The sequence below is a fragment of the Comamonas sp. SY3 genome, from assembly GCF_041730275.1.
GTDB classification, from domain to species: domain Bacteria; phylum Pseudomonadota; class Gammaproteobacteria; order Burkholderiales; family Burkholderiaceae_C; genus Comamonas; species Comamonas sediminis.
The window spans coordinates 451,265-476,598 of record NZ_JBGTYN010000001.1 but is presented as its reverse complement, the minus strand read 5'-3'; the positions used below and the strand labels follow the sequence as shown (position 1 = coordinate 476,598).

At 66.5% G+C, this 25,334-nt stretch carries 26 protein-coding genes and 1 riboswitch; of the genes, 19 read left to right on the top strand and 7 right to left on the bottom strand.

The window, feature by feature from the left end; genetic code table 11:
* The first annotated feature begins 53 nt into the window (after positions 1-53).
* The 3 genes from ACCQ08_RS02110 (at position 54) to ACCQ08_RS02100 (ending at position 3,501) form a co-directional block, all read left to right on the top strand.
* On the top strand, positions 54-1,070 hold the full coding sequence (locus ACCQ08_RS02110; protein ID WP_373448712.1) for a Bug family tripartite tricarboxylate transporter substrate binding protein: 1,017 nt from the start codon (positions 54-56) through the stop codon (positions 1,068-1,070).
* 16 nt (positions 1,071-1,086) lie between these two features.
* On the top strand, positions 1,087-1,878 hold the full coding sequence (locus tag ACCQ08_RS02105) for an enoyl-CoA hydratase/isomerase family protein (protein ID WP_373448711.1): 792 nt from the start codon (positions 1,087-1,089) through the stop codon (positions 1,876-1,878).
* Between the two features lie 66 nt (positions 1,879-1,944).
* Positions 1,945-3,501, top strand: coding sequence for a malonyl-CoA synthase (locus ACCQ08_RS02100; protein WP_239811186.1), 1,557 nt, complete (start codon positions 1,945-1,947; stop codon positions 3,499-3,501).
* A 107-nt stretch (positions 3,502-3,608) separates the two neighbouring features.
* Here the strand turns inward: ACCQ08_RS02100 and ACCQ08_RS02095 are convergent, their stop codons facing one another.
* Both ACCQ08_RS02095 and fnr read right to left on the bottom strand, forming a co-directional pair.
* On the bottom strand, positions 3,609-4,052 hold the full coding sequence (locus tag ACCQ08_RS02095; protein ID WP_239811187.1) for a universal stress protein: 444 nt from the start codon (positions 4,050-4,052) through the stop codon (positions 3,609-3,611).
* A gap of 136 nt (positions 4,053-4,188) precedes the next feature.
* Positions 4,189-4,911 (bottom strand): fumarate/nitrate reduction transcriptional regulator Fnr, encoded by a 723-nt coding sequence (gene fnr / locus ACCQ08_RS02090; RefSeq protein WP_239811188.1) that lies wholly within the window; start codon positions 4,909-4,911, stop codon positions 4,189-4,191.
* 149 nt (positions 4,912-5,060) lie between these two features.
* Here fnr and hemN point away from each other — a divergent pair, with 149 nt between their 5' ends.
* Positions 5,061-6,443, top strand: coding sequence for an oxygen-independent coproporphyrinogen III oxidase (hemN, locus tag ACCQ08_RS02085; RefSeq protein ID WP_312410175.1), 1,383 nt, complete (start codon positions 5,061-5,063; stop codon positions 6,441-6,443).
* A gap of 16 nt (positions 6,444-6,459) precedes the next feature.
* On the opposite strand, the gene ACCQ08_RS02080 is transcribed toward hemN, so the two are convergent.
* The 3 genes from ACCQ08_RS02080 to ACCQ08_RS02070 all read right to left on the bottom strand — a co-directional run bounded on the left by ACCQ08_RS02080 (position 6,460) and on the right by ACCQ08_RS02070 (position 8,363).
* Entirely contained in the window at positions 6,460-7,281 is an 822-nt protein-coding gene (locus ACCQ08_RS02080; RefSeq protein WP_239811190.1) for a sulfite exporter TauE/SafE family protein, read from the bottom strand.
* A 447-nt stretch (positions 7,282-7,728) separates the two neighbouring features.
* A complete protein-coding gene (locus ACCQ08_RS02075) occupies positions 7,729-8,148 on the bottom strand; it encodes a cell division protein ZapA (RefSeq protein ID WP_373448710.1) in 420 nt (139 codons plus the stop codon).
* Positions 8,148-8,363 (bottom strand): hypothetical protein, encoded by a 216-nt coding sequence (locus tag ACCQ08_RS02070; protein ID WP_021027064.1) that lies wholly within the window; start codon positions 8,361-8,363, stop codon positions 8,148-8,150. The genes ACCQ08_RS02075 and ACCQ08_RS02070 overlap by 1 nt, the downstream gene beginning before the upstream one ends.
* 37 nt (positions 8,364-8,400) lie before the next feature.
* Positions 8,401-8,648, top strand: a riboswitch (cobalamin riboswitch).
* An 82-nt stretch (positions 8,649-8,730) separates the two neighbouring features.
* On the opposite strand from ACCQ08_RS02070, the gene ACCQ08_RS02065 reads away from it, so the two are divergent.
* The 15 genes from ACCQ08_RS02065 to cobT all read left to right on the top strand — a co-directional run bounded on the left by ACCQ08_RS02065 (position 8,731) and on the right by cobT (position 23,497).
* Entirely contained in the window at positions 8,731-10,632 is a 1,902-nt protein-coding gene (locus ACCQ08_RS02065) for a TonB-dependent receptor domain-containing protein (protein ID WP_373448709.1), read from the top strand.
* A gap of 22 nt (positions 10,633-10,654) precedes the next feature.
* Positions 10,655-12,076, top strand: a complete 1,422-nt coding sequence (locus ACCQ08_RS02060; protein ID WP_239811192.1) for a cobyrinate a,c-diamide synthase — start codon at positions 10,655-10,657, stop codon at positions 12,074-12,076.
* A 10-nt stretch (positions 12,077-12,086) separates the two neighbouring features.
* Positions 12,087-12,692, top strand: coding sequence for a bifunctional adenosylcobinamide kinase/adenosylcobinamide-phosphate guanylyltransferase (locus ACCQ08_RS02055; protein WP_239811193.1), 606 nt, complete (start codon positions 12,087-12,089; stop codon positions 12,690-12,692).
* The gene (locus tag ACCQ08_RS02050) at positions 12,692-13,714 is read left to right on the top strand and encodes an ABC transporter substrate-binding protein (protein WP_373448708.1); all 1,023 of its coding nucleotides are present in this window, start codon (positions 12,692-12,694) and stop codon (positions 13,712-13,714) included. The genes ACCQ08_RS02055 and ACCQ08_RS02050 overlap by 1 nt, the downstream gene beginning before the upstream one ends.
* Positions 13,715-13,785: 71 nt before the next feature.
* Entirely contained in the window at positions 13,786-14,763 is a 978-nt protein-coding gene (locus ACCQ08_RS02045; protein ID WP_373448834.1) for a FecCD family ABC transporter permease, read from the top strand.
* A complete protein-coding gene (locus ACCQ08_RS02040) occupies positions 14,763-15,584 on the top strand; it encodes an ABC transporter ATP-binding protein (RefSeq protein WP_373448707.1) in 822 nt (273 codons plus the stop codon). The genes ACCQ08_RS02045 and ACCQ08_RS02040 overlap by 1 nt, the downstream gene beginning before the upstream one ends.
* Positions 15,585-15,646: 62 nt before the next feature.
* Positions 15,647-16,216, top strand: coding sequence for a cob(I)yrinic acid a,c-diamide adenosyltransferase (cobO, locus tag ACCQ08_RS02035; RefSeq protein ID WP_239811196.1), 570 nt, complete (start codon positions 15,647-15,649; stop codon positions 16,214-16,216).
* A 22-nt stretch (positions 16,217-16,238) separates the two neighbouring features.
* On the top strand, positions 16,239-16,931 hold the full coding sequence (bluB, locus tag ACCQ08_RS02030; RefSeq protein WP_373448706.1) for a 5,6-dimethylbenzimidazole synthase: 693 nt from the start codon (positions 16,239-16,241) through the stop codon (positions 16,929-16,931).
* Positions 16,928-18,022, top strand: a complete 1,095-nt coding sequence (gene cbiB / locus ACCQ08_RS02025) for an adenosylcobinamide-phosphate synthase CbiB (protein WP_373448705.1) — start codon at positions 16,928-16,930, stop codon at positions 18,020-18,022. The genes bluB and cbiB overlap by 4 nt, the downstream gene beginning before the upstream one ends.
* Positions 18,015-19,016 carry an aminotransferase class I/II-fold pyridoxal phosphate-dependent enzyme gene (locus ACCQ08_RS02020; protein WP_373448704.1) on the top strand — a complete coding sequence of 334 codons (1,002 nt, stop codon included), beginning with the start codon at positions 18,015-18,017 and terminating at the stop codon, positions 19,014-19,016. Before cbiB ends, ACCQ08_RS02020 begins: the two co-directional genes overlap by 8 nt.
* 58 nt (positions 19,017-19,074) lie before the next feature.
* Entirely contained in the window at positions 19,075-19,860 is a 786-nt protein-coding gene (locus tag ACCQ08_RS02015) for a HipA family kinase (RefSeq protein ID WP_373448833.1), read from the top strand.
* A complete protein-coding gene (locus ACCQ08_RS02010; RefSeq protein ID WP_312410136.1) occupies positions 19,847-20,251 on the top strand; it encodes a DUF3037 domain-containing protein in 405 nt (134 codons plus the stop codon). The genes ACCQ08_RS02015 and ACCQ08_RS02010 overlap by 14 nt, the downstream gene beginning before the upstream one ends.
* Positions 20,248-21,702: a cobyric acid synthase gene (locus tag ACCQ08_RS02005; protein WP_373448703.1), complete on the top strand. Its 1,455-nt coding sequence runs from the start codon at positions 20,248-20,250 to the stop codon at positions 21,700-21,702. Before ACCQ08_RS02010 ends, ACCQ08_RS02005 begins: the two co-directional genes overlap by 4 nt.
* Positions 21,703-21,826: 124 nt before the next feature.
* Positions 21,827-22,264, top strand: coding sequence for a hypothetical protein (locus ACCQ08_RS02000; RefSeq protein WP_239811202.1), 438 nt, complete (start codon positions 21,827-21,829; stop codon positions 22,262-22,264).
* Between the two features lie 150 nt (positions 22,265-22,414).
* Entirely contained in the window at positions 22,415-23,497 is a 1,083-nt protein-coding gene (gene cobT / locus ACCQ08_RS01995) for a nicotinate-nucleotide--dimethylbenzimidazole phosphoribosyltransferase (RefSeq protein ID WP_373448832.1), read from the top strand.
* Positions 23,498-23,513: 16 nt separating this feature from the next.
* On the opposite strand, the gene nth is transcribed toward cobT, so the two are convergent.
* Together nth and ACCQ08_RS01985 are read right to left on the bottom strand one after the other, a co-directional pair.
* Complete coding sequence (gene nth, locus ACCQ08_RS01990; protein ID WP_373448702.1) at positions 23,514-24,167, bottom strand: endonuclease III; 654 nt, start codon at positions 24,165-24,167, stop codon at positions 23,514-23,516.
* Between the two features lie 60 nt (positions 24,168-24,227).
* Complete coding sequence (locus tag ACCQ08_RS01985) at positions 24,228-25,265, bottom strand: DUF4105 domain-containing protein (protein ID WP_373448701.1); 1,038 nt, start codon at positions 25,263-25,265, stop codon at positions 24,228-24,230.
* Positions 25,266-25,334 lie beyond the last annotated feature (69 nt).

Below are 25,334 nucleotides of genomic sequence, written 5' to 3'. Positions count from 1 at the left end.
GCGCGCGCAGGCGGGTGTGCGTGGATCTTAAAAAACAAACGTTAGGAGACAAGATGACCAAGAGCAAAACACCTTTCCCGTCCAGAAGACGAACCTTGCTGGGCCTGGCTGCCGGCATGGCGGGCACGGCGCTGCCCGCCTGGAGCTGGGCCAGTGCAGCTGCGGCACGCGACTGGCCGGTCAAGCCGGTAACCTGGGTCGTGCCATTTCCTGCAGGGGGCGGCACCGATGCCTTCGCGCGGCCGCTGTCCTCGCAATTCTCGAAGTTGTCGGGCAAGACCCTGGTGATCGACAACAAAGGCGGCGCCGGCGGCACCCTGGGGGCCAGCTTTGCGGCGCGCCAGCCCGCCGATGGCTACCACTTCTTCATGGGCGGCACCCACCATGTGATTGCGCCCTCGGTCTATCCCAAGCTCGACTACGACATCCAGAAGGACCTGGTGCCGCTGGCCTTGCTGGCCACGGTGCCGCAGGTGCTGGTCGTCAACCCCAAGCGGGTGACGGCGGCCAATATGCAGCAGCTGCTGGCCCAGCTCAAGGCCAACCCCGGCAAGATGAGCTTTGCCTCGGCCGGCGCCGGCACCAGCCACCACCTGGCCGGCGAGCTGTTCAAGATCCAGAGCCAGACCGACATCCTGCATGTGCCCTACAAGGGCGCCGGCCCGGCGCTGCAGGACCTGATTGCCGGCAATGTGGACATGCTGTTCGATGGACTGGGCTCGTCCGCCGCGCATATTGCTGCCGGGCGCATCAAGTGCCTGATGGTCTCGGGCAGCCAGCGCAACCCCTCGTTGCCCGATGTGCCCTGCGCCGCGGAGGTGGGCTTGCCCGATTACAACGTGACCACCTGGTACGGCCTCTGGGCCATCAAGGGCACGTCGCCCGAGCTGCAGGCGCGCATGTTCGAAGAGGTCAAGCGCATGGGCACCTCGGAAGAGATCAAGGCCATCTGGGCCAAGAACGGCGCGGAATATGGCAGCATGACGCAGCCGCAGTTTGCGGCCTTTGTGGCCGATGAGGTCAAGCGCTGGGCCGAGGTGGTCAAGGTCTCGGGCGCGAAGATTGAATGACAGCAGGAGCGATGTGATGGCGGGGCAGGTTCGTGTGGAATCGTGGACGGCGGGCGAGGACGCAGCCGGCGCACAGGCGGTGCGCGTGGTGCTGGCCCATCCGGGCAAGCGCAATGCGATGTCGCGGGCGATGTGGCGGCAGCTGCGCCGCGTGTTCGAGGAATTGCAGCTCCGGCCAGGCCTGCGCTGCATCGTGCTCCAGGGCGAGGGCGAGGCCTTTTGCGCTGGCGGCGATATCTCGGAATACGCGGACTTTCGCTTTCACCCCGAGAGCCTGGCCGCCTTTCATGAAGGCGAGGTATGGCCTGCACTGCGTGCCATGCTGCAATGCGATGTGCCCCTGGTCGCCGCCATTGAAGGGGCCTGCATGGGCGCGGGCGTGGAGCTGGCCAGCTGCTGCGACAGCCGCCTGGCGGCAGACACGGCCCAGTTTGGCGCGCCGATTGCCAAGCTCGGCTTTCCGATGGCGCCCAGGGAGGCGGCGCTGGTGCTGAGCCAGGTGGGGCCTGCGAAGACGCGGCAGATGCTGCTGGAGGCGGCGGTCTTTGGTGCCGACCAGATGCAGGCCTCGGGCTTTTTGAGCCAGGTCCTCCCGGCCGCCCAGCTGCAGGCCGAGCTGGCGCGCACGGTTTCCCGCATCTGTGGCCTGGCCCCCCAGGCCGCCCGCATGACCAAGCAACTGCTGCGTGCGCTGGCCGACGGCGATGCCCAGGCGCGGGTGCTGCAGCAGCCCTATGCCTATGCCGATTCTGCAGAGCACCGCGAAGGCATTGCCGCCTTTGTAGCCAAGAGAAGTCCCCAGTTTTGACGCTGCCTGCGCGGGCCAGCGGCCCGGCTGCAGGCGCCAAGGAAACCACCAACCACGTAGACCAACATGACCAACGACAACCTGTTCTGCGCGCTGCGCGCAGCCTTTCCTGACGACCTCGATGCCATCGCGGTGGAGACCACCTCGGCCAGCGGCGCGCCGCTGCACTACAGCTGGCGTGACCTCGATCGCATGAGTGCGCGCATCGCCAACCTGCTCGATTCGCTGAACATTCCTTCCGGCAGCCGGGTCGCGGTGCAGGTGGAAAAATCGGTCGAGGCGATGGCGCTGTACCTGGCCACCTTGCGCGCAGGCCATGTCTTTCTGCCGCTGAACACCGCCTACCAAAGTGCCGAGATCGAGTACTTCATCACCAATGCGGAACCGGCAGTCGTGGTCTGCTCGCCCGCCAACTTTGGCTGGGTGTCCAAGATCGCCTTCCAGTGCGGCACGCAAAGCGTGTTCACCTTGGGTGATGACCGCAGCGGTACCTTGCTGGAGCGCGCGGTGCACTGCGCCGATACCCACACGCCCGCGCAGAAATCCGCCGGCGACATGGCCGCCATCCTCTACACCAGCGGCACCACGGGCCGCAGCAAGGGCGCGATGCTGAGCCACGGCAACCTGCTGAGCAATGCGGTGATGCTCAAGGACTACTGGGGCTGGAAGAAGGGCGATGTGCTGATCCATGCGCTGCCGATTTTCCATGTGCACGGCCTGTTTGTCGCGATCCATGCGGCGCTGCTCAACGGCAGCAAGATGATCTGGTTTGCCAAGTTCGAGCCCAAGGCGGTGATTGCCGCGATGGCACGGGCAACGGTCTTCATGGGCGTGCCGACCCTGTATGTTCGCCTGCTGGCCGAGCCCGGCCTGACCAAGGAGGCCACCCGGCATATGCGCCTGTTCATCTCGGGGTCGGCGCCGTTGCTGATCGAGACCTTCCGCGAATGGCAGACCCGCACCGGCCACACCATCCTGGAGCGTTATGGCATGAGCGAGACCATCATGCTGGTCTCCAACCCCTACCAGGCCGATGCCCGCCATGGCGGCCAGGATGAGCGCCGGGGCGGCACGGTGGGCTTTGCGCTGCCGGGTGTGGGCGTGCGGGTGCAGGGCGATGATGGCCAGGCACTGGGCGCCGACGAGATCGGCCATATCCAGGTACAAGGCCCCAATGTGTTCAGCGGTTACTGGCGCATGCCCGAGAAGACCGCCCAGGAGTTCACCGCTGACGGCTGGTTCAAGACCGGCGATGTCGGCAAGATCGATGCGCGTGGCTATGTGACCATTGTGGGCCGCAGCAAGGATTTGATCATCTCCGGCGGCTACAACGTCTACCCGGCCGAGATCGAAGGCTTCATCAACGAGCTGCCGGGCGTTGCCGAAAGCGCGCTGGTTGGCGTGCCCCACCCCGATTTTGGCGAGGTCGGTGTGGCGGTGGTCATAGCCAAGGCAGGCCAGCAACTGGACGCCGAAGCCATCATTGCGACCCTCAAGAAGCAGCTGGCCAACTTCAAGATTCCCAAGCGCTGCTTTGTCGTGGCCGAGCTGCCCCGCAACACCATGGGCAAGGTGCAGAAGAACCTGTTGCGCGACCAGTACCAGGGCCTGTTCAAGGGCTAATGCCCTGCAGAGGCGGTTTGGAGCCGCCATGACAAAACCCTCGCTTGTTGCAGCGCATCCGCTGCCGCAAGCGAGGGTTTTTTATCGGGGTTGAAGTTATGCGGCGGTCAGCGCAGCACCAGCACCGGTATCGTCGCATGGGTCAGCACATGCTGGGTTTCGCTGCCCAGCAGCAAACGCTTCAGGCCACGGTAGCCGTGCGAGGCCATCACAATCAGATCGCAGTTTTCCTTCTTGGCCGTCTCCAGCAAGGCTTCGGCAATCAGGTCGGACTTGATCACCAAGGTCTTGATCGGCACGCCCGTTGCGGCCCCTTCGGCCACGACCTTGTCCACCACGCTCTGCGCAGCGCGCTGCCAGCCTTCTTCGATGCGTGCGATGTCATCGGGGTTCTGCATCGTGCTGCCTTCAAAGTAGCTGCGCGGGTAGTTCGGCGAGATATTGACGGCGGTGACGGTGGCATGGCTCAGCTTGGCCAGCGCCAGCGCATGGCGGACCGCTTTCTCGGACAGCTCAGAGCCATCGGTGGCAAGCAGGATATGTTGGTACATGACAGGCTCCTTTCGGGTCAGACTCTGGACAGGGCCACAGGCTGCTGCCTTGCCCTGGTTTCATCTCCAAGCATCGCCGCTTATCGCGCGGAACGATGTCGGATCAGGCCGCGTTCGTGTCTCGGGCCTGCACTTTTCAGGCCGAGCAGGCCTGGGTGTTGATCAGACCCTGGAGCTTGTCGGTGTCGAGAATGCGCACATGGCGCTGCTTGACCTCGATGATGTTCTCCTCGGCAAACTTGGAGAAGGTGCGGCTCACCGTTTCGAGTTTCAGGCCCAGGTAGCTGCCGATTTCCTCGCGGGTCATGCGCAGGATCAGTTCATGCTGCGAAAAGCCCCGGGCGTGCAGCCGCTGCACCAGGTTCAGCAGGAAGGCGGCCAGACGCTCTTCGGCACGCATGCTGCCCAGCAGCAGCATCACGCCGTGCTCGCGCACGATCTCGCGGCTCATGACCTTGTGCACATGGTGCTGCAAGGCGGTCACTTCGCGCGACAGGTCCTCGAGTGTCGAGTAGGGCATCACGCAGACCTCGGCATCTTCCAGCGCAATCGCGTCGCAGGAGTGGCGGTCGTTGACGATGCCGTCCAGGCCGATGATCTCGCCCGCCATCTGAAAACCGGTGACCTGGTCACGCCCGTCTTCTGTGGCGATGCTGGTCTTGAAGAAGCCGGTGCGAATCGCATACAGCGAGGTGAACGTCTCGCCATTGCGGAACAGCGCACTGCCTCGCTTGATCTTGCGACGGGTGGCAACGATCTCGTCGATACGCTCCATTTGTTCGGCCGACAGACCCACGGGCATGCACAGCTCGCGCAGATTGCAGTTGGAGCACGCCACTTTGATGGAGTTGGATGTCATGTATCAATACCCGTGAACAAATATTCGTGTAGGAACGGCGTTCCATGTATGCGCCTATTGTGCGTGCAGGCGCCAAATGGGTTCTTGATGTATATCAAGGACGGGTGGCAAGCCTTGGGGCACATTGGGGGTCCGCAAGGATAAAGCCCATGATTTCCCTGACCCCCGAACTGCTGCGCCGTTTTGACGTCCCCGGCCCCCGTTACACGTCGTATCCTACCGCAGACCGATTTGTTGAAGCCTTTGCTGCGAATGAGTACAAGCAGGCGCTGGTGCAGCGCGGCCACGGCCTGGCTGGGAGATTGGCGCCGCTGTCGTTGTATGTGCATGTGCCGTTCTGTGCCTCGCTGTGCTACTACTGCGCCTGCAACAAGATCATCACCAAGCATGCCGAGCGGGCCGACGAATACCTGGACTACCTGGAGCGCGAGCTGGATCTGCAGCTCGCCCACCTCAGCACCCGGTCCACCATCAGCCAGCTGCACCTGGGCGGGGGCTCGCCGACCTTCCTGAGCGATGCGGGTCTCAGCCGCCTGATGGATATGGTCAAGCAGCGCTTCCATCTGCAGCCGGGCGGCGAGTACTCGATCGAGATCGACCCGCGCACCGTGAGCCGCGAGCGCCTGCTGCACCTCTACCAACTGGGCTTTAACCGCCTGAGCTTTGGCGTGCAGGATTTCGACCCGCTGGTGCAAAAGGCCGTGCACCGCGAGCAGCCCGCCGACCAGGTGTTTGCGCTGGTCGAGCAGGCGCGCGCAATCGGCTTTGAATCCATCAATATTGATCTGATCTATGGTTTGCCGTTGCAAAGCCCGGCCAGCTTCGCCCGCACGATGGAGCAGGTCAATGCGCTGCGGCCTGACCGCATTGCGCTCTACGCCTATGCGCATCTGCCCGAGCGCTTCAAGCCCCAGCGCCGCATCCTGGTGCAGGACTTGCCCAGCCCGGCGGACAAGCTGGCCATGCTGGCCCAAGCGCTGGCCGCGCTGGAGGGTGCCGGCTATGTCTATGTGGGCATGGACCATTTCGCGCTGCCCGAGGATGCGTTGGCGGTGGCCAAGCGCCAGGGCCGCCTGCACCGCAATTTTCAGGGCTATAGCACGCAGCCCGATTGCGATCTGCTGGCACTGGGCGTCTCGGCCATCGGCCGCATCGGCGCCACCTACAGCCAGAATGCCAAGACGCTGGAGGAGTATTACGACCTGATCGACCAGGGCCAGATCCCCGTGGTGCGCGGGCTGGCGCTGACGCGCGATGACCTGCTGCGCCGCGCGGTGATCATGGGTCTGATGTGCCAGGGCAGCCTGGCGATCGAATCGCTGGAGCAGGCCTGGCTGATCGACTTTGCGCAGTACTTTGCCGCCGAGCTGGCCCAGCTGCGCGAGCTGCAGGCGCAGGGCCTGGTGGACGTGCGAGACGATGTGATCAACGTGACCGAGCTGGGCTGGTACTTTGTGCGCGGCGTGGCCATGGTGTTCGACAAGAACCTGCAGGCCGACCGCAACCGCGCGCGCTTCTCGCGCATCATCTAGCCTGCTGTGGCCCGTCTCAGACCTGCCAAGCCGCCAGACTCTTGTAGAGCATGTACAGCGCCAGGCACAGCAGGATGCCGCCAAAGATCTTCTTGAGCTGTGCCACCGGCAGGCGGTGCGCGGCACGGGCACCCAGCGGTGCGGTCAGCACGCTGCAGGTGGCGATGGCGGCCAGGCCCGGCAGCCAGATGTAGCCCAGCGAATGCGGTGGCAGGCCCTGAAGGTGCAGGCCGGCCACCATGAAGCCTGCGACATTGGTGACGGCGATCGGAAAGCCCAGCGCCGAGCTGGTTGCCACCGCGTTGTGCATCGGCACGCTGCACCAGGTCATGAAGGGCACGCTGATGAAGGCGCCCCCGGCACCGACGAGACCCGAGAGGCAGCCAATCACGCCGCCGGCCGCCAGCTGCCCGGCGGTGCCAGGCATCGGGCGCGTCCCTTGGCTGTTGGGCCTGCGGAACATGCGCAGTGCCGAGTAGCCAATGAAAAGGCCGAAGAACAAGCCCAGGTAGCTGCCCTTGAGCACCGCAAAAATGCCCAGGCTGGCCAACAGGCCGCCCAGCACGATGCCAGGGGCCAGGCGTTTGACGAGATCCCAGCGCACGGCACCATGCTGGTGGTGGGCGCGGACGCTGGACATCGATGTGAACACGATGGTCGCCATCGACGTGGCGATCGCCATCTTGATCGCCAGCTCAGGCGCCACGCCCTGGGTGCCCAGGATATAGGTGATGAAGGGCACCAGCACCATGCCGCCGCCGATGCCCAGCAGGCCTGCCAGAAAGCCGCCGATCAATCCCAGCAGGGACAGCGGCAGCAGAACGAGAGGATCAGCCATGGTGCGCAGTAAAAAGGCCACCTGAAACAGGTGGCCTGAAACCCCGCTGTCGCGGAGAGGAGAAGACAGGTTGGGCAGCCTGCCCGAAAAAATCAGGTGTTCGCAGCGGATCCACTGGACCGTCATCCTGAACCGGGGGTTCAGGTGGGCGAGGGCAACCTATCGTTGGGTTCATCTGACGCGAGACGATCACGCTCAATAGGTAATGTACCAAGCCCGTGCTCGTAGAGCATTGGTTCAAGGAACTATAAAGTCCAGCAGGGCTGCGAACGCTTCCATTGTAATCGCTCGCACCTGCTGCACCCGCCAAAATCGCAATTCAATGTGCTGAGATTGGTCAAAAAAGATAGCGTCCTACACAGCTCGTAGAACGCATGGAACGGTATTTTTAGCCAATGCATTGCATGGCGCCAGTATTTGGTGTTAGCGGCTGCTAACACGCTGCTGTCAGGCGCTGGCGGCCAGCGTTTGTACACCCGGGGAGGGAGCGGGAGCCAGTGCCGCATCGAGCCGTTGCAGCACCGATTGCAGACGGGGCTCATCCCAGTCGAGGCTGGCCTGCGCAGCGGCGGCGGGCTGGGTCTGGGCCTCGGCCATTGCAGCCGATTGGGCGGCGGCCTGCGCTTGCAATGCATCGGCCGTCTGGCTCAACTGGCTGTTTTGCACTTGCAGGTCGAGCAGATCAAAGGCCACATTGAGCGCCGCCAGCACGGCAATGCGCTCGCGGCCACGGATCTTGCCCGCGTCGCGGATGCCGCTCATGGCCTCATCCACATGCTTGACGGCGGCCAGCAAGCGTGCCTCCTGGCCTTCGGGGCAGCCCAGCATATAGCTTTGCTGCATGATGTGTACTTCCAGCTGTTTCATCATTCGTCCTGGTCAAAGGTCTTGGGCAGGCGTTCGATCAGTGCGTCCACGCGGGCGCGGGCCGCAGTCAGGCGCGATTGGAGGGAGTCGCGCTCCTGGGTGAGGGTGGTGACCTGCTCTTGCAGTTGGGCGTGGGCGCGTTGCAAAGCCTCATGACGGCTCAGCAGTGCTTCCACCCGCTCAAGCATCAGATCCATAGAAGGCGTAGTGGCCATAGAGAGACAGTCTTCTTAAGTGCGCAATGGGTTTAACGCTAAAATTGTACCCGTTGGTGCTCGCCCCAGTGGTTCACATGGGGGCAGTTCAACGGGAAGCAGGAGCGCTGCTTGTGCCCTACAAGCCTTGCGCAACCTGCGCTGCCCCCGCAACGGTAAGCGATGGTTGGCTTTTGCGCCATCCACAGCCACCACTATGCCACTGAATACCTTGAACAAGTGTTTGGGAAGGCGTGTGCTGTGTCATCGCCAGCCCGGATACCGGCCAACATAGTGGAGGTGCGTGGCCCAGGTGCTGCCACAGCTTCCGTGTTCCCCATTGCCGGCGGGGAGGCTGGCGCGGGGTGGTTCATCGCCAGCTCAGTCCATGTTTTTCTCGCCATTCACGACACGCCGCTGCGCGCGTCCCGTCTGCACGCCCCGTTGCCGGTTGTTCCCCTCCCGCTCCGCCATCGCTTGGGCGGTGAGCGCAGCGCTGCCTTGCGTGGCGCTGTCCGCGCAGGCGCAGCAGCTGCCCTCCGGCCAGGAAACAGCGGGTAAGAACCTGCAGGAGATGGTGGTGACCGCCAACCGCATCGCGCAGCCGCTGTCCGATCTGGTGGCCGATATGTCCATCATCGATGCGCCAACCATCGAGCGCCAGGGCCCGGGCAGTGTCGCCGATGTGCTGGCGCGGGTGCCGGGTATCCAGATCACGCGCAACGGCGGGCCCGGCACGACCACCAGCGTGTTTCTGCGCGGCGCCGATTCGCGCTTCACCGCCGTCTACGTTGACGGCGTGCGCATGGATTCGCAATCGACTGGCGGCGCCTCCTGGCAATCGATTCCGCTGGCGCTGATCGACCGCATCGAAGTACTGCGCGGCCCGGCTGCTGCCGTCTACGGCTCGGACGCCATGGGCGGTGTGGTGCAGATCTTCACGAAGAAGGGCGAGGGCGGCGTGCCCCAGCCCTATGTGGGCCTGGGCTTTGGCAACCGGGGCACGTTCACGGCCGAGGCCGGTATCTCCGGCAGTGCCGACGGCTGGGATTACGCGCTGGGCCTCAACCGCTCGCAGACCGATGGCTTCAATGCACGTACGGCCGCCACCGCCAACCCGGACAAGGACGACTACCGCAGCAATGCGGTCAGCGGCCGCCTGGGCTACCAGCTCAACCGCCAGCACCGGCTGGAGGCTACTTTGCTGGCCAGCGATGTGAACTCGGGCTATGACAACAGCCTGACCGAGGACGACCGCAGCCTCAACAAGATGTATGCGCTGGGCCTGAACTGGCAGGCGCAGTGGACCGCGCAATACAGCACCAAGCTGCAGTTCACCCAGTCTCGCGACTATTACGAAACCCGGCCCTCGCCCTACCAGACGGACACCCGCCTGCAGAACTACCTGTTCCAGAACGAATGGCGCCTGGGCGTGCACACGTTGACAGCTGCGCTGGAGCGGCGTGACGACGCATTGACCAATGGCGGCATTGACCGCGACCGCCACCAGAATGCGCTGGCGCTGGGCTATGGCCTGAACACCGGCCCGCACACGGTGCAACTGAACCTGCGCCGGGATGACGACAGCGAGTTTGGCGGCAAGACCACCGGCAGCGCCGCCTACGGCTATGCGTTTGCAACCCACTGGCGCGCCACGGCAACGGTGGGCACCGCCTTCCGTGTGCCCACGCTCTACCAGCGCTTCAGCGAATATGGCGATGCCTCACTGCAGCCCGAGAAAAGCCGCAATGCCGAGCTGGGCCTGCGCTGGGCGCAAGGTGCGCACAGCTTCTCGGCCACGGCCTACCGCAACCGGGTGACCGACCTGATCAACTTCTCGTCACCCGGCAACTGCGACAACCCATTCGGCTGCTATGCCAATGTGGGCAAGGCACGCCTGGAGGGTATCACCCTGGCGGGCACCACCAAGCTGGGCGCCTTCAACCTGCATGGTTCGGTTGATTTCCAGAACCCGCGCGACACCGAAAACGACAAGCTGCTGGCGCGCCGCGCCAAGCGCTATGCCACCCTGGGCGCCGAGACGCGTGCCGCAGGTTGGACCTGGGCCGCCGACCTGCAGACCAGCGCCAAGCGCTTCGACAATGCCGCCAACACCAATGTGCTGGGCGGCTACACCTTGTTCAACCTGTCGGCGCAGACCGAGGTGGCCAAGGATGTGAACCTGATCGCCCGGATCAACAACCTGGCGGACAAGCGCTACCAGACCGCACGCACCTACGCCACCGAAGGGCGCAGCGTGTATGTGGGTGTGAAGTGGATGCCGCGCTGAGCGCAGAGGGGATAAGCGAGCCATGACAGAGATGACGGTTCAGGACCGCCCAACGGCCTCTTGTGTGGCGCTGCTGATTGCGGCGCCCGCATCCGGCCAGGGCAAAACCACGGTGACAGCGGCCCTGGCCCGCCTGCATGCCCGCCAGGGCCGGCGGGTGCAGGTGTTCAAGTGCGGTCCGGATTTTCTCGATCCGCAGTGGCTGCGCCTGGCCAGCGGCCAGCCGGTGCATGCGCTGGACCGCTGGATGAACGGCGAAGCGGATGTGCGCGCGCGCCTGTTCCAGGCCGCGCAGTGCAACGATGTGCTGCTGATCGAAGGCGTGATGGGCCTGTTCGATGGCGCCAACAGCGCCGCCGAGCTGGCCAAGTCGCTGGGCATCGCTGCCGTGGTGGTGGTCGATGCATCGGCGATGGCCGCTACCTTTGGCGCCATTGCCCATGGTTTGCAGCACTATGACCCGGGCCTGCAACTGGCCGGCGTGCTGGCCAACCGGGTGGCCACCGCCCACCATGGCGAGATGCTGCGCAGCGGCCTGCGCGACCCGGCCCTGTGGCTGGGCGCGATGAACCAGGTCAGCCTGGATGCCGCCAAGCCGCGCGCCAACCTGCTGCCCGAGCGCCATCTGGGACTGGTGGCAGCCCATGAGCTGCACGACGCCGCCGAACGCCTGGATGCTGCTGCCGATGTGCTGGCGCAAACGCCGCTGGGCCAGCTGGCCTGGCAGCAGTGGCAGCAGCGCTGGACGGTGGCCTTTACCGCGCCTGCGCCCACCGCCCCGGTGCCCGCCTGGCTGGCCGGGCGGCGCATTGCAGTCGCCCGCGATGCCGCTTTCAGCTTTATCTACACTGCCAATCTGGAATGCCTGCAGGCCATGGGGGCCGAGCTGGCCTTTTTCTCGCCGGTCGCCGGGGAGCGCCTGCCCGCCTGCGATGCGCTGTGGCTGCCCGGGGGCTACCCGGAGCTGCACCTGCAGGCACTCAAGGCCAATGCCGGTCTGCAGCTCGATCTGCAGGCGCACGTAGAGCAGCGCAAACCCGTCTGGGCCGAATGCGGCGGCATGGTGGCGCTGGCCGAAGGCCTGACCGATCTGGACAGCCGCTGGCACAGCCTGTGGGGCTTGCTGCCGGCGCAGGCCGTGATGCAGCAGCGCCTGGCAGGGCTGGGCATGCAGCAGCTGCTGACGCCCTGGGGCATGCTGCGCGGCCACACCTTTCACTATTCGAAGCTGCAAAGCGAAGCCCAGCAAGTGGCGCGCAGCAGCCGCCCGGGCCAAGCGGCCGACAGCGGCAAGGGCGAAGCCGTCTACCAGCAGGGCAGCATCCATGCCAGCTATTTCCATGCCTGGTTCCCCTCGTGCCCGCAGGCGGTGGCCGCCTTGCTCGGGGTGGAGATGCCGGTGGTCGATCCGCAGGCCTGGCACAGCGGGGCACTGAACGCCTAAGATGCGCGGCATGGATCAATCTATATTCCATATCGATGGAGCACCGCTGAAGCTGCTGCTGCTGGGCGGGCAGAAATCGGGCAAATCGCGCCAGGCCGAGCTGCTGGCGCGCGCCTGGCTGCAGGCCGATGCCGGCCGCAGCGCCAGCCTGGTCGCCACCGGCACTGCGTATGACCTCGAGATGCACGAGCGCATTGCGCGCCACCAGCGTGACCGCCGCGAGCGCGTGCCGCAACTGGCGACCCTGGAAGCGCCGCGCGACGTCGCCCAGCTGCTGCAGGCCCACAGCCGGCCAGAGCACCTGCTGGTGGTCGATTGCCTGACCCTGTGGCTCACCAACTGGCTGATGCCGATGGAGCCGCCAACCCCAGCGCCCGCCACTGCGCCAGCGCCTGCGCAAGCCTGGCAGGCGCAGTGCGATGCCTTCATCGCTGCGTTGCAGGCCGCCACTGGCCCCGTCATTCTGGTCAGCAATGAGATTGGCCTGGGCGTGATTCCGATGGGCCGCGAGGTGCGCGCGTTTGTCGATGCGCTCGGTCTGCTGAACCAGCAAGCGGCAGCGGCCTGCAACCGCGTGCAACTGATGGCGGCCGGCTTGCCGCTGCAGATGAAATGATGGCTTTGTTTTTTGCTCTCCGACCCCGTCTGCGGCAAGCGCTGGCCTGCATGGCGCTGGGGGCCGCATGGCCGATGGCGTATGCGGCGCCGTCTGCCAGCATCGATGAACTGCGCCTGCAACCCTTTGCGAATGCGCCGGTCTGGAAGGACCAGGATCTGGTCACGCCCGTGGCCATCGTCGATGACCGGGGCCGCCAGGTGCAGCTGGGCCAACTGCCGCAGCGCATCGTGAGCCTGTTGCCATCGCTGACCGAGAGCACCTGCGCACTCGGCCTGTGCGAGCGCCTGGTGGGGGTGGACCGCTATTCGGACTGGCCTGCCTCGGTCAAGAAGCTGCCGGTGGTAGGCGGCGGTCTGGACCCGAGCGTTGAATCGGTCGTGGCGCTCAAGCCCGATGTGGTGCTGCTGTCCAATGCCTCCAAGGCGGCCGAGCGGCTGCAGGCGCTGGGCCTGAAGGTGGTGGCGCTGGATGTGAAGTCCAAGGCCGACATCCACCGCGTGCTGGGCACCCTGGGCCAGCTGTTGGGCGTGCCGCAGGCGCAGGGCGCGGAGCGGGTCTGGCGTGACCTGGAATCGGGCATTGATGCCGTGGTGCGCGAGCTGCCCGAGCGCACGCGCCATACCCGGGTCTACTTTGAGGTGAGCCGGGGCCCTTATGCGGCCGGCCCCCAGTCCTTTATCGGCGAGACCCTGACCCAGCTGGGCGCCGACAATGTCGTGCCTGCCGAGCTGGGGCCCTTTCCCCGGCTGAGCCCGGAGTTTTTGCTGCGCGCCCAGCCCGAGGTGATCATGCTCGGCAACCGCAGCATGCAGGCTGCTACCAGCTACCCGGGCTGGCACAACCTCCAGGCCGTCAAGGCGGGCAGGGTCTGCGTGTTCAGCGATGAAGAGTCGTATGCCATCGTGCGGCCCGGCCCGCGCATGGCCCAGGCGGCGGCGCTGATGGCACGCTGCCTGGCCGACAAGGCGCCAGGCAAGGCGCCAGGCAAGGCGCCAGGCAAGGCGGCGGTGGCGCGCTGATGGCTGCTCTGCCCACCTCTGCACCGGCAGCGCGGCGCGAAGCGGCTCCCGGCCTGCGCCGCAGTGCCTGGCTGGCGCTGGTGCTGCTGGTGCTCAGTGCCGTGCTGCTGCTGGTGGGCGCCAGTGTCGGCAGCACCGGTTGGGAGAGTGTGCTGCGCATGCGCGATGACCCCACTTCGTGGCAGATCGTGGTCGATATCCGCCTGCCGCGTTCGCTGGGTGCCTGGTTCGCCGGTGGCCTGCTGGGCCTGGCCGGGGCCGTCGCCCAGGGCCTGTTCCGCAACCCGCTGGCCGATCCCTATCTGCTGGGCAGTGCTTCCGGCGCGTCGCTGGGCAGTGCGCTGGGTCTGGTGCTGCTGGGCTCGTCCGTCACCAGCCTCAACCTGCTCTACCGCCTGGGGATGACCGGCATGGCCTTTGTCGGCGCGGCCTGTGCGGTGGCGTTGACGGTGGTGCTGGCGCGCCATGTGCAAAACACCTTGCGCCTGTTGCTGGCCGGCGTGATCGTCGGTGTGGTGCTGGGCGCCATGCGCGATCTGCTGGAGTTGCGCCACCCCGATATTCTGCAGGCCATGCAGGCCTTTACGCTGGGCACCTCGGCCTTTGTCGGCTGGGAAGGCTGCGCACTGATGGCCGGCGTGCTGCTGGTCTGCGTGCTGGCCACCTGGTGCTGCGCCCGGGTGCTCGATGGTTTGACCCTGGGCGAGGCGACGGCCGCCAGCCTGGGCCTGCCGCTGGCGCCGCTGCGCTATGGCCTGGTGGCGGTGCTGGCGCTGGCCACCGGCACCTCGGTCGCGCAGACCGGGTTGATTGCCTTTGTGGGCCTGGCCGCCCCGCACCTGGTACGCAGCCTGGTGCAGGTGGGCCATGGCCGCAGCACCGTGCTGGCCGCCGCGATGGGCGGCGTGCTGCTGCTGGCGGCCGATATCCTGGCGCGCTGGCTGGTCGCCCCGCAAGAGCTGCCCGTGGGCGTGCTCACTGCGGCACTGGGCGGCACCTATCTGCTGTGGCGCATGCACCGCAGCACCCGTTCGGCAGGAGGCCTGTGATGCCCGGCACTGCAAGCCCCGCTGCGCTGAGCGCCACCAATATCCATGCCGCTGTGCATGCGCGGCCGATTCTGCAAGGCGTCAACGCCCAGTTTGTGCAAGGCCGCTGGACCAGCATTGTCGGCCCCAACGGCGCGGGCAAATCAAGCCTGCTCAAGGTACTGGGCGGCCTGTGGCCGGCGGCACAGCTGCAGGGCGAGGTGGCACTGCTGGGCAAAAGCCTGGAGCGCTGGCCGCGCAAGCAGCGCGCCCAGGCGCTGGCCTGGCTGGGCCAGGGTGAGGTAGTGACGCAGGAGCTGACGGTGATGGACGTGGCCATGCTGGGCCGCCTGCCGCACCAGCCCTGGTTTGCAGCACCCAGCGGCGAAGACCATGCGGTGGTGGAGCAATGCCTGCGCGCAGCCCATGCCTGGGACTGGCGCCACCGGCCGGTGGCCGAGCTCTCGGGCGGTGAGCGCCAGCGGGTGCTGCTGGCCCGCGCGATGGCTGTGCAGGCCTCCGTGCTGCTGATGGACGAGCCGCTGGCCAACCTGGACCCGCCGCACCAGACCGACTGGGTGGACAGCATGCGGGCCTTGACGGCCCAGGGCACCACGGTGGTCAGCGTGCTCCATGAAATATCGGTGGCGCTGCTGGCCGACCATATGCTGGTGCTGCAGGCGGGCCGGGTGCTGCACCAGGGCCGCTGCGATGACCCGGCGACCCATGCCGCGCTGGAGGCGGTGTTTGACCACCGCATCCAGGTGCGCGCCATCGATGGCGTGTGGATGGCCTTGCCGCGTACCGCCACTGCCGCGCAGGCCGGCCAGCGCGGGCGCTGAATCCCTGCGAAACCGGACCTGGCCCCGCTTCCAACAACACAACGAAACAAGGAAAGATTGCAATGCAGATTGAAACGCCACCCAGCGAAAAGCCTTATGAAAAGCCCGAGGGCGAGCGCCGTGGCCTGGTGATCGTCAACACCGGTGACGGCAAGGGCAAGACCACGGCAGCCTTTGGCCTGGCGTTCCGCGCAACCGGCCGGGGCAAGGCCGTCAAGGTCTACCAGTTCATGAAGGTGCCGACCGCCCGTTTTGGCGAGCACCGCCTGTCCGAGCAAGTGGGCCTGCCGGTCGAAGGGCTGGGCGATGGCTTCAGCTGGAAGAGCCGCGACCTCGAGCACAGCGGCCAGCTTGCGCGCGAGGGCTGGGAAAAGGCGAGGGCGGCGATCCTGTCAGGCGCGTATTTTCTGGTGGTGCTCGACGAGATCACCTACCCGCTGATCTATGGCTGGCTGCCGCTGCAGGAGGTGCTGGACACCTTGGCCGCCCGGCCCAAGGAGGTGCATGTCTGCCTCACCGGCCGGCGCTGTCCGCAGGAGATCATTGACATGGCCGATACCGTCACCGAGATGACGATGGTCAAGCATGCGTTCAAGGCCGGCATCCCGGCGCAGCGCGGCATTGAAGACTGAGCCACCGCAGCCGATTGCTGGCATGAGCGATACCCCTTTCAACGCCCCCACCATCGCCGCCACGGCCTTCAGCGAGGCTGAGCGCGCGGCGGTCTACCGCGCCATCCACGAGCGGCGCGACATGCGCCACTTTGCCGGCGGCCAGGTCGACGAAGCGGTGCTGCTGCGCCTGCTGCGGGCCGCGCACCATGCGCCCAGCGTTGGCTTTATGCAGCCCTGGCGCTTCATCCGCGTGCGCGATGCACAGATGCGCAGCCGCATCCATGCGCTGGTGGAAGACGAGCGCCTGCGCACTGCCCAGGCATTGGGCGAGCGCGAGGCGGACTTCATGAAGCTCAAGGTGCAGGGCGTGCTGCAGGCGGCCGAGGTGCTGGTCGTGGCCATGCCGCCCGGGCGCGAAGCCCATGTGTTTGGCCGCCGCACCTTGCCCGAGATGGATGTGGCCAGCACCGCCTGCGCGATCCAGAACCTCTGGCTGGCCGCGCGCGCAGAAGGTCTGGGGATGGGATGGGTGTCGCTGTTCGAGCCCCGGGCGCTGGCGCAGTTGCTGGCCATGCCTGCCGGCGCGCACCCGCTGGCCGTGTTGTGCCTGGGACCCGTGCAGGCCTACTACGCCGAACCCATGCTGCAGCAGGAGCGCTGGGCCCGCCGTGCGCCTTTGCAGGACATGCTGATGGATGGGTGCTGGCAGCCAGACCCAGGACCGCAGCCATGAGCGATGGCGGCCTGTGGGCGCTGGTGCTGGCCGGTGGCAGCCCACTGCTGCAACTGGCTCAGGCCATGATGGATGCTGGACCTGCGCTGCACTGGCAGGCACCGATGGCGGCCTTGCTGGCCGTGTTGGTGGCGTTGCTGGTGGACTGGCTCTGGGGCGAGCCGCCGCTGCGGCTGCACCCGGTTGTCTATATGGGCAAGCTGCTGGGCCTGCTCGGCCAGGCGATTGCACCGCGCCAGGCGGACGAGCGCGCCTATGGGTGCTTTGTGCTGGCAGCGCTGGCCTGGTGCCTGCTGGCGGGCGGTGCTTGGCTGGTGTATGCGGCCCTCATGTATCTGCTGCAGGCAGTGCCTTGGTGGCTGAATGGCCTTGTGGCTGGGTTGCTGCTCAAACCGCTGCTGTCCTGGCGCATGCTGCGCAGCGAGGTGCTGGCCGTCGAGGCCGCGCTCGGCGAATCACTGCAGGCGGGCCGGGCCCGCTTGTCCTGGCTGGTGAGCCGCGATACCGCACAGCTCGATGCCGCCACGGTGCGTGAGAGCGCGATCGAGACCTTGGCCGAGAACCTGAGCGACTCGGTGCTGGCGCCGTTGTTCTGGTTTGCGGTGGCCGGCCTGCCGGGCGCGGCACTGTACCGGCTGGCCAACACGGCCGATGCGATGTGGGGCTACCCCGGCTGGCGCGGCCAGGGCGCGCAGCGCCGCCACTGGCAATGGGCGGGCAAATGGGCAGCCCGGGCCGATGATGTGCTGAACTGGGTGCCTGCCCGCATCACCGCAGCCTGGCTGGTGCTGCTGGCGGGGGGCCTGTCCTGGTCCGGGCTGCGGCGCGATGCGGCGGTCACGCCATCGCCCAATGGCGGCTGGCCCATGGGCGCAATGGCGCGGGCGCTGGGCGTGCATCTGTCCAAACCCGGCGTGTACCAGCTGCACCCGCAAGGCCGGCCGCCGCAGGCCCCGGATGTGCAGCGGGCACTGGCCCTGGCGGGCCGCGTGGTGTGGGTGCAGGCGCTGTGTGCCTTGTTGCTGGCCCTGGGTTTGGCGGCAAAGATAGGAATCGCCTCGATGGCGCAAGGAGTGTTGGCCCATGGCTGATAACGAGCATGGTGGCACCGACGCCTTGGGTGTGCCGGCGCATGATTTTTCCACCAACCGCAATGCCTGCGGCCCCTGCCCGGAGGCCGTGGCGGCCTTGCAGGCCGCGCATCTGGCGCAGTACCCCGACCCGCACTACACCGCGCTGCGCCTGCAGCTGGCGGACTTCCATGCGGTCGCCCCTGAGCGCCTGGTCATCGGCGGCAGCAGCAGCGAGTTGATCCACCGGCTGACCCAGCATGCGCTGCGCCAGGGTGCCACCCGTGTCAGCCTACCCAACCATTGCTATGGCGACTACGCCCAGGCGGCGCAGGTATGGGGCCTGCGCACCGGCGCCCGCAGCCCGGCCTGGGGCGAAGGCCTGCACTGGGCCTGCGAGCCCTCCAGCCCGCTGGGTGCGCAAGAGGACATCTGGCAAGCCTTGCCCGCCGATGCCAGCCACCATGGCCTGGTGCTCGATTGCGCCTACCGGCCGCTGTGGCTGGAAGGCCCTGCGCCGCCGCGCGACATGGCTGCGCTCTGGCAGCTGTGGACGCCCAACAAGGCGCTGGGCATGACGGGGGTGCGCGCAGCCTATGCGATTGCGCCCGAGGGCACCCCGCAGGCGCAAATCGATGCGCTGCGGGCACTGGCGCCTTCGTGGGTGGTGGGCGCCCATGGTGTGGCCATGCTGCAGGCCTGGGTCATGCCCGAGGTGCAGGCCTGGCTGGCCCGCAGTCTGGATACGTTGCGTCACTGGAAGGCCCGCCAGCTGGCGCTGTGCGAGCGCCTGGGCTGGGCAGTGCTGCCCGGCCACCAAGCCAATTACTTTGTCGCGCGCCTGCCGCTGGACCCGGCGGACCTGCCCGCGCGCCTGGCATCACTGCGCAGCCAGGGCATCAAGCTGCGCGATGCCCGCAGCTTTGGCCTGCCCGGCCATGTGCGCCTGGGGGTGATGGCGCCGGTGGCGCAGGCGGCGCTGGAGCGGGCCTGGCTGTCGCTGGCAGATGCTTAGGCCCGGCGAGGGCATGCAGCAACCGCTACCATTTGGTATGGATTTACAAACTTTGCAACTGCGCACCGTCTTGGTGGAGCGCTATGTGACGCCACTGCGCGAGGGCGGCTCGATGCCGGCCGTCGTCGAGGCGGACGATCTGGGCATGTATGTGCTCAAGTTCCGGGAGGCTGGCCAGGGCGTGCGCGCGCTGATGGGTGAGCTCATCTGCGGCGGCATCGCCCGCGCGCTGGGCCTGCCGTTGCCCGAGCTGGTGCTGGCCCTGCTGCACGCCAAGCTCGCGCAGACCGAGCCCGACCCCGAGATCCAGGACCTGATCCGCGCGAGCGACGGCCTCAATGTGGGCCTCGATTACCTGCCCGGCTCGGTCAATTTTGACCCGGCCGTGGATGCGGTCAGCGATGATTTCGCCTCGCGCCTGGTCTGGTTCGATGCGCTGGTCAGCAATGTGGACCGCACGGCCCGCAACACCAATATGCTGATGTGGCAGCGCAAGCCCTGGCTGATTGACCATGGCGCGACCCTGACCTTCCACCATGCCTGGGATGGCACGGTGGCCGACCCGGGCAAGCCCTTTGCGCCGATTGCCGACCATGTGCTGCTGGCCCAGGCCAGCCAGCTGGCCGAGGTGGACGAAGCGCTGGCTGCGCAACTGACCGAGCCGGTGCTGACCGCCATTCTGGCCACGGTGCCGGACTGCTTTCTGGCCAAGGCCGCAGAGGACCGCAACAGCCCGCTGCTGGCCGATCCGCAGGCGCACCGCGCCGCGTATGTGAACTATTTTCTGGCCCGCCTGCAAACGCGTGGCCGCTGGTTGCAAGGAGCCATCGATGCACGCGCATGATGTGTATGACTACGCTATCGTGCGCGTGGTGCCCCGGGTCGAGCGGGAGGAGTTCATCAACGCTGGGGTGATCGTGTCCTGCCAGCGCAGCGGCTACCTGCAGGCAGCGATGGCGCTCGATGAGGCGCGCCTGCTGGCGCTGGACCCGCAAGTCGATCTGCAAGCCGTCTACCGCCACCTAGGCAGCATCGTAGCCATTTGCGCTGGCGTGCCCGAGGCCGGGCCCATCGGCCAGCTGCCGTACCGCGCGCGCTTCCACTGGCTCACAGCCAAGCGCAGCAGCATGATCCAGACCTCGCCGGTGCACACGGGCCTGTGCACCGATGCGGGCTCGGCGCTGGAGCGCATCATGGCGCGCATGGTGCTGCCGCTGGGCAGTGCACCGCGATGAGCGCGCGCTGCATCATGGTGCTGGGCACCAGCAGTGGCGCCGGCAAAAGCTGGGTGGCCACGGCGCTGTGCGCCTGGTACCGGGCCCAGGGCTACAAGGTGGCGCCCTTCAAGGCGCAGAACATGAGCAACAATGCCCGCGTCGTAGCCACGCCCGATGGCCAGTGGGGCGAGATCGGCACGGCCCAGTACCTGCAGGCGCTGGCCGCAGGCGCCGTGCCCGATGTGCGCATGAACCCGTTGTTGCTCAAGCCCGAGGCCGATACCCGCAGCCAGGTGGTGCTGTTTGGCCAGGTGGACGAGGCGCTGTCGGCCATGCCCTGGCGCGGCCGCAGCCTCAAGGTCTGGCCACAGATCGCGCAGGCGCTCGATGCGCTGCGCGCCGAGAACGATGTGGTGGTGATCGAGGGCGCGGGCTCGCCCGCCGAGATCAACCTGCACAGCAGCGATGTGGTCAATATGCGCGTGGCGCGCCACTGCGATGCCCATTGCCTGCTGGTGTCCGATATCGACCGGGGAGGGGCCTTTGCCCACCTCTACGGCACCTGGGCGCTGCTGCCGCCCGAGGAGCAAGGCCTGATCAAGGGCTTTGTGCTCAACAAGTTCCGGGGCGATGCAGCCTTGCTGGCGCCGGCGCCGCAGATGCTGCAAGACAAGACCGGTGTGCCGACGGTGGCCTGCATTCCGATGCAGTTCCAGCACGGCCTGCCCGAGGAAGACGGTGTGTTTGACGACCGGGGCAGTGGCGGCCAGGGGCAGGCCGTGCACACCTGCATCGCCATCGTGGCCTACCCGCGCATCAGCAACCTCGATGAGTTCCAGCCGCTGCTGCAGCTGCCTGGTGTGCGCGTGGTCTGGGCGCGCACGCCCGCGCAGCTGAGCGATGCGGACTGGGTGATCCTGCCGGGCAGCAAGGCCACGGCGGCCGACCTGGGCTGGATGCGCCAGCAGGGCCTGGATGCCGCTGTCGCCCGTCATGCGCAGGCCGGCAAGCGGGTGCTGGGTATTTGCGGCGGCCTGCAGATGCTGGGCGAGGCGCTGGTCGATCTGCATGGGGTGGACGGCAATGCCGCCGGCCTCGGACTGCTGCCGCTGGTGACCTTGTTTGCACCGCAAAAGAATGTGCAGCCTGCGCGCCTGGAGCTGCCTGAGGTACAGGCACCCTGGCAGGCACTGAGCGGCTTGGTGGTGACCGGTTATGAAATCCACCATGGACAGACCGAACTGCGCCCGGATATGCAGGCCGGTGCAGCCGAGCCGGCGCAAGAGCTGTTGCCGGGCCTGTTGTGGCAGGGCGGCGCGCCGCAGGTGCTGGGCACCTATGTGCATGGGCTGTTCGAGAACGCGGCCGTCATCCATGCGCTGTTTGGCCATGACGCACCCAGCCTGGACCAGGTGTTTGCGCGCATGGCCCAAGGCGTGGGTGAATGGTTTGGGGACCGCTTGCCCTGAATGACCAACACCTTTGCCTGTAGGCCAAATATTGCAAGCACTGGTGGATTGGGCCGATAGGGGCGCGCCTGCCGCGCAGGCATGCTGTTTGTGTTGCTTCTCATCACCGATAAGGATGATCGCTATGAAAAACATGTTCCGCCAGTCTTTGCAAATGGCCGCGATGGCCCTCGCCTTGGGCACCGCAGGCTATGCCAGCGCCCAATCCGCACCGCCACCCCCACCACCCCCTGCCAAGCATGTGAAGCCCATGCCCCATGGCCCGCACGGCGCCCACCACAAGCGTGGTGAAGCGCGTGGCGATGCCCGCGCCAATGCCGATGTGGCCGAAGGCAGCTCCAGCGCCCGCGAAGCGGCAGCCGCTCGCCAGGCCGCGCGCCAGGGTCAGCTGACGGATCCAGGTTCCAGCTTCCGCGAAAACGCCACCGCACGCTGCGCGGTCTTCAAGACTGAAGAGGACCGCCGTGCCTGCGTGGGCCGCGTGGCCCAGGGCCAGGACAGCGGCTCGGTGCAAGGCGGTGGCATCCTGCGTGAGTACACCTACACGGTGCCTGCCAAGTAAGCTAACTGATTTAGCTGATCCACGCTCTGCCCAGCTTTGGCTGCGCAGAGCGTTTTTCATTGGTTTGCGCGCAGGGCGCTGCAAACCGGGGCAGGCAGCGCGATACTGGCGGCTTGGCGTATCGCCGTGCTCCCGCTCCGTACCCTGACCATGTCCGAATCCTCGTTCTCTCCGCTTATTCCCTCTATCGTATCGATGGACGATGCCGCCTTCCGCCAGCAGGTGCAGCAGCTGCTGGACAACAAGACCAAGCCATTGGGCTCGCTGGGCCTGCTCGAAGCGCTGGCGTTGCGCATCGCCTGCATCCTGGGCAGCAGCCAGCCCCGCCTGGCCGATCCCCAGATGGTCGTGTTTGCGGCTGACCATGGCCTGGTGGCGCAGGGCGTGTCAGCCTACCCGGCCGATGTGACCTGGCAGATGGTGGGCAATTTTCTGGCCGGTGGCGCGGCGGTAAGCGTGCTCTCGCGCCAGCATGGCGTGGCGCTGAATGTGGTCGATTGCGGCGTGGCCCGTGATTTTGCACCGCAGAGCGATGCGCTGCCCGCAGGCGCGCCGCGCCTGTGGCTGCGCAAGATTGCCCCCGGCACCCAGGACAGCAGCCTCGGCCCTGCGATGGGCATGGCGCAGTGCGAAGCCGCGATTGCCAATGGCCGCGCGCTGCTGCAGGCCTTGCCTGGCAATGCCTTGCTGCTGGGCGAGATGGGCATTGGCAACACCTCCAGCGCATCGCTGCTGCTGGCGCGGCTCTGCAATCTGGATGTGGAGACGGTGACCGGCGCAGGCACGGGCTTGAGCGGCGAGGGCGTGGCCCGCAAGGCCGCGGTGCTGCGCCGGGTGCTGGCGCGCCATGCCGGTGTGCAGGAGCCGCTGGCAGTGCTGGCTGCGATGGGCGGGCTGGAAGTGGCGACCATGGTGGGCGCGGTGCTACAGGCCGCGCTGGAGCGCCGCGTGATTGTGGTCGATGGCTTCATCACCAGTGCCGCAGTGCTGGTGGCCTCCCGCTTGCAGCCTGCAGTGCTGGAGCGCTGCGTCTATGCCCACCGCTCGGGCGAGCCGGGCCACAGCCACTTGCTGGCGGCCTTGCAGGCGCAGCCGCTGCTCGACTGGCAGCTGCGCCTGGGCGAGGGCTCCGGTGCGGCGCTGGCCTGGCCGCTGCTGGAATCGGCCTGCGCGATGCTGCGTGACATGGCCAGCTTTGCCTCGGCCGGCGTCAGCACCCAGAGCAGCACGTGATGCCTCGCCGCCGCGATCAGCGCAGCGCGCCTTGGGGTGGCGGCGTCTTGGGCGTGAAATCGCAATAGCTGCTGACCAGGCATTCCCAGCAGCGCGGCTTGCGCGCCTGGCAGACATAGCGGCCCAGCAGGATCAGCCAGTGGTGCGAATCGACGGCATAGTCGCCGGGTACGCGCTGCATCAGCTGCTTTTCCACTTCGAGCGGATTTTTACCGGGTGCCAGGCCGGTGCGGTTGCTGACGCGGAAGATATGGGTGTCCACCGCCATCGTCGGCTGGCCAAAGGCCACGTTCAGCACCACATTGGCGGTCTTGCGGCCCACGCCGGGCAGCGCTTCCAGCGCCTCGCGCGTGTCGGGCACCTGGCCGCCATGGCGTTCCACCAGGATGCGGCAGGTCTCCATCAGGTGCTTGGCCTTGCTGCGGTACAAGCCGATGGTCTTGATATAGCCCTCCAGGCCTTCCAGCCCCAGCGCCAGAATGGCCTGGGGCGTGTTGGCGACCGGGAAGAGTTTGCGGGTGGCCTTGTTGACCCCCACATCGGTCGCCTGGGCCGACAGCAGCACGGCGGCAAGCAGCTCGAACACCGAGGTGTATTCCAGCTCGGTCTGGGGCGAAGGGTTGGCCGCCTTCAAGGTGGCGAAGAAGGGTTGGATATCAGCGGTTTTCATCGTGTGGTGGTGCAGGCTCGGCTGCCATTATCTGGCAAGGCCTGAGCCTGGGTCCCTGCATCAGGGCTGCAGCGGCGCCTGCGGCACACCCTGGCGGATGGCGGCCGAGAAATCCTCGCCCGGCCGCACCGCCTTGGCGCGGGCATTGATGTGCGCTGCCGCATGGATGGCCTCAAAGTCGTTCGGGCGGGCGAGGGCGCCCAGGCTGTCCACATACTGGGGCAGGTAGCCGCTGGCCAGCAGGCGCCAGTCCATCGGCAGGCCCGGCACAATGTGGTGCACCATGTCGAACACGATGGTGGTGCAGTTGGCAAACAGCGTGTGGTAGAACTGCGGCGTCTCGACCAGCGCATTGGCCTTGTCCACATAGGCGATGAGCAGTGAGCGCATCGCAGCGCGCGGCATGGCCACGCTGTACAGGTAGACTTCTTCTCCCCGCATATTGCTGCGTACGCGCAGGATGTCGCGCTCATCGGCGGCCACCAGGCTTTGCTCGAACTGCTTGAAGAAGCCGCCCACGGCCGAGAACTGCTCGCCCTGTTCCTTGCGGATCTCCACCGAAAACGTCACATAGCGGCGCGGGCTCTTGCCGTCGTCAAAGCCGAAGGACACCAAGGTGTGGGCAATGGCCGGCCCCATCCAGTACGAGGTACTCATGTCCACCGAAACGAGCTGGCGCAGGTCGTAGTCCCGGTCTTCCCAGCGCACGGTGGCCTTGCTGTCGGTCTGCCAGTCAAAATTGCGCACATTGTGCAGCTGCACCAGATCACCCTGGACGGTGCCTGACAGCTGCCGGGCCACATCGGGGGCCCATTTGCGTGTGTTGGAGGGCTGGATGCTGGCCCACCAGGCGAGGATGGCTGCCAGCAGCAGCCCGTAGATCAGCAGGCCCTTGGGCATGCGCTGCTGCCACAGCAGGTAGATGCAGTACAGGCCGACCCCCACCCAGACCCCCAGCAGCAGCCCCCGGGCCGAGCCCGACTTGACCGATTGCGCCAGCTGAAACCACAGCGCGCCACAGGCCCAGACCACGCCCAGCAGCATGAGCAACGAGGCCAGCAATTTGACCAAAACAATGAAGAAAGCGGCGATGCGCATGGTGACCCAGTCCTTTAGGGCGCAAGCATAGTCGATAGCGGGGGGCAATGGCGGGCTCAGGGATGCCAG

Bases quoted from the DNA above. Each gene is read 5' to 3' on its own strand.
- ACCQ08_RS02110 (WP_373448712.1), top strand. From the start codon at position 54: ATGACCAAGAGCAAAACACCTTTCCCGTCCAGAAGACGAACCTTGCTG.
- ACCQ08_RS02105 (WP_373448711.1), top strand. From the start codon at position 1,087: ATGGCGGGGCAGGTTCGTGTGGAATCGTGGACGGCGGGCGAGGACGCA.
- ACCQ08_RS02100 (WP_239811186.1), top strand. From the start codon at position 1,945: ATGACCAACGACAACCTGTTCTGCGCGCTGCGCGCAGCCTTTCCTGAC.
- ACCQ08_RS02095 (WP_239811187.1), bottom strand. From the start codon at position 4,052: ATGTACCAACATATCCTGCTTGCCACCGATGGCTCTGAGCTGTCCGAG.
- fnr (WP_239811188.1), bottom strand. From the start codon at position 4,911: ATGACATCCAACTCCATCAAAGTGGCGTGCTCCAACTGCAATCTGCGC.
- hemN (WP_312410175.1), top strand. From the start codon at position 5,061: ATGATTTCCCTGACCCCCGAACTGCTGCGCCGTTTTGACGTCCCCGGC.
- ACCQ08_RS02080 (WP_239811190.1), bottom strand. From the start codon at position 7,281: ATGGCTGATCCTCTCGTTCTGCTGCCGCTGTCCCTGCTGGGATTGATC.
- ACCQ08_RS02075 (WP_373448710.1), bottom strand. From the start codon at position 8,148: ATGAAACAGCTGGAAGTACACATCATGCAGCAAAGCTATATGCTGGGC.
- ACCQ08_RS02070 (WP_021027064.1), bottom strand. From the start codon at position 8,363: ATGGCCACTACGCCTTCTATGGATCTGATGCTTGAGCGGGTGGAAGCA.
- ACCQ08_RS02065 (WP_373448709.1), top strand. From the start codon at position 8,731: ATGTTTTTCTCGCCATTCACGACACGCCGCTGCGCGCGTCCCGTCTGC.
- ACCQ08_RS02060 (WP_239811192.1), top strand. From the start codon at position 10,655: ATGACAGAGATGACGGTTCAGGACCGCCCAACGGCCTCTTGTGTGGCG.
- ACCQ08_RS02055 (WP_239811193.1), top strand. From the start codon at position 12,087: ATGGATCAATCTATATTCCATATCGATGGAGCACCGCTGAAGCTGCTG.
- ACCQ08_RS02050 (WP_373448708.1), top strand. From the start codon at position 12,692: ATGGCTTTGTTTTTTGCTCTCCGACCCCGTCTGCGGCAAGCGCTGGCC.
- ACCQ08_RS02040 (WP_373448707.1), top strand. From the start codon at position 14,763: ATGCCCGGCACTGCAAGCCCCGCTGCGCTGAGCGCCACCAATATCCAT.
- cobO (WP_239811196.1), top strand. From the start codon at position 15,647: ATGCAGATTGAAACGCCACCCAGCGAAAAGCCTTATGAAAAGCCCGAG.
- bluB (WP_373448706.1), top strand. From the start codon at position 16,239: ATGAGCGATACCCCTTTCAACGCCCCCACCATCGCCGCCACGGCCTTC.
- cbiB (WP_373448705.1), top strand. From the start codon at position 16,928: ATGAGCGATGGCGGCCTGTGGGCGCTGGTGCTGGCCGGTGGCAGCCCA.
- ACCQ08_RS02020 (WP_373448704.1), top strand. From the start codon at position 18,015: ATGGCTGATAACGAGCATGGTGGCACCGACGCCTTGGGTGTGCCGGCG.
- ACCQ08_RS02010 (WP_312410136.1), top strand. From the start codon at position 19,847: ATGCACGCGCATGATGTGTATGACTACGCTATCGTGCGCGTGGTGCCC.
- ACCQ08_RS02005 (WP_373448703.1), top strand. From the start codon at position 20,248: ATGAGCGCGCGCTGCATCATGGTGCTGGGCACCAGCAGTGGCGCCGGC.
- ACCQ08_RS02000 (WP_239811202.1), top strand. From the start codon at position 21,827: ATGAAAAACATGTTCCGCCAGTCTTTGCAAATGGCCGCGATGGCCCTC.
- cobT (WP_373448832.1), top strand. From the start codon at position 22,415: ATGTCCGAATCCTCGTTCTCTCCGCTTATTCCCTCTATCGTATCGATG.
- nth (WP_373448702.1), bottom strand. From the start codon at position 24,167: ATGAAAACCGCTGATATCCAACCCTTCTTCGCCACCTTGAAGGCGGCC.
- ACCQ08_RS01985 (WP_373448701.1), bottom strand. From the start codon at position 25,265: ATGCGCATCGCCGCTTTCTTCATTGTTTTGGTCAAATTGCTGGCCTCG.